Source organism: Streptomyces sp. MBT65, from assembly GCF_016612545.1.
In the GTDB taxonomy this organism is placed as follows: Bacteria; Actinomycetota; Actinomycetes; order Streptomycetales; family Streptomycetaceae; genus Streptomyces.
In genome coordinates, this window is the sequence record NZ_JAENRY010000124.1 from 21,479 (window position 1) to 28,401 (window position 6,923).

At 68.1% G+C, this 6,923-nt stretch carries 4 protein-coding genes and 1 pseudogene; 1 reads left to right on the forward strand and 4 read right to left on the reverse strand.

From position 1 onward, the window contains the following. Positions 1-4 precede the first annotated feature (4 nt). Both JHN63_RS26640 and JHN63_RS26645 read right to left on the reverse strand, forming a co-directional pair. The gene (locus JHN63_RS26640) at positions 5-1,582 is read right to left on the reverse strand and encodes a sodium:solute symporter family protein (RefSeq protein ID WP_200685170.1); all 1,578 of its coding nucleotides are present in this window, start codon (positions 1,580-1,582) and stop codon (positions 5-7) included. A gap of 135 nt (positions 1,583-1,717) precedes the next feature. Next, a complete protein-coding gene (locus JHN63_RS26645; protein WP_200685172.1) occupies positions 1,718-2,506 on the reverse strand; it encodes an SDR family oxidoreductase in 789 nt (262 codons plus the stop codon). Between the two features lie 81 nt (positions 2,507-2,587). On the opposite strand from JHN63_RS26645, the gene JHN63_RS26650 reads away from it, so the two are divergent. Continuing rightward, entirely contained in the window at positions 2,588-3,427 is an 840-nt protein-coding gene (locus JHN63_RS26650) for a hypothetical protein (protein ID WP_200685174.1), read from the forward strand. A 69-nt stretch (positions 3,428-3,496) separates the two neighbouring features. On the opposite strand, the gene JHN63_RS26655 is transcribed toward JHN63_RS26650, so the two are convergent. Then, positions 3,497-5,440 (reverse strand): MFS transporter, encoded by a 1,944-nt coding sequence (locus JHN63_RS26655; RefSeq protein ID WP_200685176.1) that lies wholly within the window; start codon positions 5,438-5,440, stop codon positions 3,497-3,499. A gap of 188 nt (positions 5,441-5,628) precedes the next feature. Then, positions 5,629-6,923, reverse strand: a pseudogene (locus JHN63_RS26660) (D-alanyl-D-alanine carboxypeptidase); the annotation flags it as partial.

Genomic DNA, 6,923 nt, shown 5'->3' on the forward strand with positions numbered 1-6,923 from the left:
CTGACTACGACTGCCGGCCCACCACGTCGTCCTCCGCCCCGGCCTGCGCCGGTACCGCGACCGCCGCCGCCTCGCCGTCGTCGTCCCCGCCGCCGTTGATCTTCTCGATCAGCGCGTCCCGTTCCGGAGTGTCCTCGGGCTTCACGTAGCCGATGAGGATGTAGAGGACGAGCGATACCGCCAGCGGGATCGACACCTGGTACTGGAGTGGGACCCCGCCGTCGACCTCCCAGTTGATCGGGTAGTTGACCAGCCAGAAGGCGAACAGGCCCGCCGCCCAGCTCGTCAGCGCCGCCGTCGGACCGGACTTGCGGAACGGCCGCAGCAGACCCAGCATCATCGGGATCGCGATCGGGCCCATCAGACCGGCGACCCATTTGATGACGACGGTGATGATGTCCTTGAACGTGGGGGAGTTGATCTGCGTCGCCACCGACATCGACAGGCCGAGGAAGACGACCGTGGTCACGCGGGCCGCGATGAGCCCCGAACGGTCGTTCCACGCGCGGGCCTTGGCGGATATGACCGGTGCCACGTCCCGTGTGAAGACGGCCGCGATCGCGTTCGCGTCGGACGAGCACATCGCCATCGTGTGGGAGAAGAAGCCGACGACCACGAGGCCCAACAGGCCGTGTGGCAGCAGCTGTTCGGTCATCAGGCCGTAGGAGTCGGAGCCGTCAGGCTTCTGTGCGTGGACCAGGAGCGGTGACATCCACATGGGGAAGAACAGCACCGTCGGCCAGATCAGCCACAGTGCCGCCGAGAGGCGGGCCGAACGCTCGGCCTCGTGAGGGCTCTTGGTGGCCATGTAGCGCTGGGCCTGGTTGAGCATGCCGCCGTTGTACTCGAAGAGCTTGATGAAGAGGAACGCGAGGAGGAACACCGTGCCGTAGGGGCCGACGAGCGGTTTGCCGTGGCCCTGGAGTGCCGGTTCGTCCCAGGCGCCGAAGAATCCGATGCCCTTGTCGTTCAACTTCAGTACGACCGCCACGAACATGGAGACACCGGCGAGCAACTGGATGACGAACTGGCCGAGTTCGGTCAGCGCGTCCGCCCACAGGCCGCCGATCGTGCAGTAGATGGCGGTGATCGCGCCGGTGATGAGGATGCCCTGGTTCAGGGACACCCCGGTGAAGACGGACAACAGGGTGGCGATCGCCGCCCACTTGGCCGCCACGTCAACGATCTTCAGCAGCATCCCGGACCAGGCGAGCGCCTGTTGGGTCTTGAGGTTGTAGCGGTTCTTCAAGTACTCGAGCGGGGACGCCACATGGAGCCGTGAGCGCAGCCGGTTGATGCGCGGCGCGAACAGCTTGGAGCCGATGGCGATGCCCAGCGCGATGGGGAACGACCAGGTGATGAAGGATGTGACGCCGTACGTGTAGGCGATGCCCGCATAGCCGGTGAACATCACCGCGCTGTAGCCCGACATGTGGTGCGAGATGCCGGACAGCCACCAGGGCATCTTTCCGCCGGCCGTGAAGAAGTCGCTCACGTTGTCGACGCGTTTGTGCGACCACACACCGATCGCCACCATCACGCCGAAATAGCCGATGAGCACGGCCCAGTCGAGCCCGTTCATATGCGCCCTCCCACGATGGAGCCGGTTCAGCCCGGGGCTCATCGTGGGCGGTCGCGCGTGAGCACGACAAGTAAGCGTGAGGTCAAGGGGCAGTAAAATCGTTCGGATTGATGTTCCTGGTTCATGTGTGTGAACTCAGCGCATCAGCTCCCCGGCGTTGACCAGCAACGACTGGCCCGTGATCGAACGTGCCCGGTCCGACGCCAGGAACACCGCCGCGTCCGCCACATCCCCGTCCGTCGCCAGCTCGGGCAGCGCCATCCGGTCGGACAGCCGCTTCAGCACCTCCGCCTCCGGCACCTTCTCCGTGTGCGCGGTGAACTGCACGTACGCCTCCACCGGCGGCCCCCACATCCACCCCGGCAGCACGGTGTTCACCCGGATCCGGTACGGCCCCAACTCCCTTGCCAGCGAGTACATCGCGCTCGTCAACGCCCCCTTCGACGCCGCGTACGCCGCCTGCCGCACCTGCGAGGGGGCGGCCACCGCCGACTGCGTCCCGATGAACACCAGAGAGCCCCCGCCGGCCTCCTTCAGGGCCGGCAGACACGCCCGCGTCATCCTCAGTGTGCCCAGCAGATTCACGTCGATCACCGACTGCCAGGTGGCGAAGTCCGCGTCCTCGACCCCGCCGAAGTAGCTGTCCCACGCGGCGACTTGGACCATCGCGTCGATCCGCCCGAAGCGCTCCCGCGCCATCTGCGCGAGCGCCTCGCACTGCGTCTCGTCCGTGATGTCCGTCGCCCGGTACGCGGTGTGCGTGCCGTCCGGATCGATCTCGGCGGCCGACTTGGCGAGATGCGCCTCCGTGCGCGCGCCGAGCACGGCGTTCCCTCCGTCCCGTACGACGGCCGCGGCGACCTGGTGGCCGAGTCCGGCCCCTACCCCCGAGACGACGACGGTCTTGCCCGCGAGCAGCGACATCCGATCCCTCCCGGGGTCTGGCGGTTTATCTGACGGGGCGTCAGAGTATGGGCGACCGGCGGAGGACGGAAGGGGAGCGACGTGAGCGAGGAAACCCGGAGCGACGTGTACGCCGAACTGGCCGCCGTAGGACCGTACGGAGTCCGGCCGGGGCACGCGCTCATCACCATGGTCGAACCTCATCCCGGCCACGAGTACGCCTACAACCGCTGGTACGAGGACGACCACTACTACGCCGGCGCGATGGCCATGCCCTGGATGTACGCCGGCCGGCGCTGGGTCGCCACCCGCGACCTCCAACTCCTGCGCTCTCCCGAGAAGTCGGCGATCGCCCAGCCCGTGACCGCCGGCTGCTACCTCTCCACGTACTGGGTCACCGAGGGCCGCTACGACGAGCACATGAAGTGGACCGTCGGCATCAACAAACGGCTGAATCGGGACGGGCGGGTGTACCAGGACCGTACGCACGTCTTCACCGCGTTCCAGGACCACGAGGCGACCGTGTACCGGGACGGCGCGGCCGGGCCGAGGGACTTCCACGCCCTCGACCACCCTTACGCCGGGCTGGTGTTGGAGGTCGTCGACAGTGAATCGGCCGAGCAGCGCGCCGAGTTGCTGGAGTGGCTGCGGTCCCGGCACCTGCCGAAGCGGCTCGCCGGTTCCCCGGCCGCGATGGTGACGATCTTCCGCCCGACCCCGCTGCCGGGCGACCGCATGACCTACGTCAAGCAGGTCGAGGGGGTCGACACCCGGCTGACGCTGCTGTGGTTCCTGGAGGCGGATCCGCGGGACTGCTGGGAGGGGTACTTCGCGGATCTTGAAACGCCGGTGGCCGAATCGGGGCTGGGGAAGGTCGAGTTGGTGGCGCCGTTCATTCCGACGGTGCCGGGCACGGACAGGTACGTGGACCGGTTGCGGTGAGCTTTTCGGCGTCGGTCACTTTCAGCCCGTCCGGCGTTTGAGGACGAGGCCGTTCAGGCCGATACACGCTCACTTCAACTCGTCCGGGCAGGGAGTACCCCGAGGGAGTTGGTAAGGCGCCGCCAGCCTGTACGTCCCCGCCTTCGGCGCCAGCAACATCGTCCACTTGTCGCCCTTGGAGTCCTCCTCCGTCTCCATCAGGCAGCCGTTGAGGTTGTCGTACGTCTTCGGGGTGTCCTCGGCGCGGTGCTTGGACGCGTCGGTCTCCTGCGGGGGCTTGAGGCTCTTGCCCTTCGCGTCGACGATGCTCAGCCACGGCGAGTACGGGATGCGGATGAGGATCCGGCCCTTCTTCTTCACCTCGATGGTCAACTCGCCCTGCTCGGCCCGGTCGACGACCGCGTTCGGCTCGGCGAGCGGCGCCGGGTCGGTGACCTGGAAGAGCTGCCAGTTCGCGTCGCCCCAGACCTGCTTCAGATACGGCATCCCGCGCTGCACCAGGGCGCGTTCGCGCTCGCCGCCGTCACCGTCCGGCTTGTCCTTGGGCAGCACGACGTAGTGGACGGCCCACCGCTGAAGCCACTCGTGGTAGTTGGCGGAGTTGAGCGTGTCGTCGTAGAAGAGCGGGTTGCGCTCCATGTCGGCCTGGCGGTTCCAGCCGCGCGCGAGGTTGACGTACGGCGCGAGGGCGGAGGCCTCGATGTGGGAGCGGGCCGGGACGACCTCGACGCGTCCGCGCTCGGCGCCGACCGTCTGGAGTTCGTTGACGAGCGGGGCGAGTTCGTGCGACCAGGACGCGGCGGGGGCGGTGTTGATGACGTCGTCGACCGACTTGAAGCCGATCCACCCGTTGAAGCCGACGAAGGCCAGCGCGATGGCGTACCACTTGCGCGAGCGCGGCACCGCGAAGGGCAGCGCGGCGATCAGCGTCACCCCGGCGAACAGCATCGCCAGCCGGCTGATGTTCGAGCCGATCTGTGAACTGACCAGCCAGACGAGAATGACGCCGATGCTGTACACGGCCGCCGTGATCCGTACGGTCGTCCACGCGCGCGGCACCAGGAAGTAGACCAGCACTCCGGACGCCAGCGGCAGGATCATCGAGCCGAACAGCATCGGCTGCGTACCGGAGAACGGGAACAGCCAGGCGGACACCGCCACGACGGCCGCGGGCGCGAGCCCGAGGGCCCAGGCGCCGGGGCGCCGCTTCTGGAGGAACAGGGCTACGGCGATCAGCCCGACGAACAGCCCGGCCACCGGTGAGGACATGGTCGCGAGCGCCGCCAGCGGGGCCGCGCACAGGGCCTTCGCCCAGCGTTTGTAGCGCCAGCGGTAGGGCCAGCAGAAGACGACGGCCACCGCGCCGAGCCCGAACACCAGGCCAAGGCCGTACGTCACCCGGCCCGACGCCGCGTTGCACAGCAGCGCGAAGACACCCGCGAGCGAGGCCCACAGCGGGTTCTTCACCGAGCGGCTGCGGATCAGGATCATGGTGAGCAGGCCCGCCGAGATCGTCCCGGCGATCATCATCGTCGTACGGACACCGAGGACCGACATCAGATACGGCGAGACCACGCTGTACGACACCGGGTGCATGCCGCCGTACCAGGCGAGGTTGTACGCCGAGTCGGGGTGCCGGCCGACGAACTCCGCCCAGGCGTCCTGCGCCGCGAGGTCTCCGCCGCTGTTCGCGAACGTGAAGAACCAGACGACGTGGAGAACGCCGGAGAGGAGCGTGAAGCCGATCACCGGGTGGCGGAGGAAGGGGTCGCGGAGGCGGTCGATCAGGAGCGCCCACCGGGTGGTGCGCTCCGGTGTTCCGGTGCCGGGTGTGTCCGTTCCGGTGGTGGGTGCGTCGTCAGTCGTGTGACGTGCGTCGTCAGCGGTGTGCCGTGTGTCTGCTGACGTGTGAGGTGTTTCGGCTGTCGCGGTGTGCGCGGGCAGCTGTATTCGCGGGCCGGCTCCCGGGCCCGGATCGGCATCGTCGGCGCGTGTCGGCTCCGCTGTGGCCACCTGAAGGCACTCCCCGTGTCCCGTCTTCTGTTCTCGGCCGCGTCCTGTCCCGTTCCCGGCCTGTTCGACGCCGCGTCCCGCTCGACCGGCGACGTGCCCCGATTCGCGACGCTAGCACGCACCCCGCCGGTCGGCTCCCAGGTGGGTGGCCGCCCGACGGGGTGCGGTGACGTACATCGCCTCGTGGGTCAGCCGAGACGGGTCAGCTTGGCGGTCAGGGCCGGTTCCGCGAGATCCTTCTGGAGAGCGACCGGCACCTTGACCGCGCCGCTCGAACCGTCGCCCACGGTGAGCGTGCCCACCTTGGTGCCGGCCTTCGCGGTGTGCGGTACGGCATCGGGCGCGAAGGACAGCTTCACCTTCAGGCCGGCCCAGCCGACCGCCGAGACGTCCTTGGTGACGACGACGGGGGTGTGACCGCCGAGCTGGTCGTCGACGTACCCGACCACGGTCCCCTTCTTCAGGATCTTCGCCGACCTCATCGCGTCCTGCGCCGCGAGCATCGCCGTCTTGCTGACCGCGTTGACCGTGTCGATGATCGGCGCGGTGTGCTGGCCGAGGATCGCGCCGACGACGACGGCCGTCTCGCCGCCGACCTCCTTGGTGGCGGCGAAGAGCAGGTTGCCGCCGGCCGCGGTGGTGGTGCCGGTCTTGATACCGAGCGAGTTGTTGTACGGCACCAGGCGGTTGTAGTTGGTCCACTTCTTGCCGGACGGGTCGACCCAGCTCGGCAGCTTCGTGATGTCCATCAGGGCCTGGATCTTGACCAGTTGGTTGCCCAGCTTCACCTGGTCCTCGGCGGTGGAGACCGTGGTCTCCTTCAGGCCCGAGGCGTCGGTGTACGTCGTGTTCGTCATGCCGAGCGACTTGGCCGTGTCGTTCATCTTCTTGATGAACGCCGCCTCGGAGCCCGCGTCCCAACGGGCCAGCAGACGCGCGATGTTGTTCGCGGACGGGATCATGATCGCCGAGAGTGCCTGCTTCTCGGTGAGGACGTCGCCGGCCTTGACGGTGTTGAGCGTGGACTCGCCGTCCTTGTCGTAGCCGCCCTCCTTCTCGGCGGTCGCGTCGACGGTGATCTTCGCGCCCTCCGCGCCCGACTTCAGCGGGTGGTCCTTGAGGACGATGTACGCGGTCATCGCCTTCGCCACGGAGCCGATCGCGACCGGGGTCTGCTTGCCGAAGCTGCCCATCGTGCCGATGCCGTTGACGTCCATCCAGCCCTGGCCCTCGCTGGGCCACGGGAGGTCGGCCTTGGTGCCGTCGAAGGTGTACGAGTCTTCGGCGGTGAGGGTGAGGGCGGGGGTCGGGAGCGGGCGGAGGGCCTGTACTACTGCAAACACGATCGCCAGGAGGATGACCAGCGGGGTCCAGATCTTGACCCTGCGGATCGCTGTGCGGACCGGGGTTTCCGGGGGTGGCGGGGTGTTGGTGAGTTCGGCGAGGAGGTCCAGCGGGGGCTTCGGGGGGAGCGGTTGCTGGT

Excerpts from the sequence above, each read along its gene's own strand:
- JHN63_RS26640 (WP_200685170.1), bottom strand. The coding sequence starts at position 1,582 with ATGAACGGGCTCGACTGGGCCGTGCTCATCGGCTATTTCGGCGTGATG.
- JHN63_RS26645 (WP_200685172.1), bottom strand. The coding sequence starts at position 2,506 with ATGTCGCTGCTCGCGGGCAAGACCGTCGTCGTCTCGGGGGTAGGGGCC.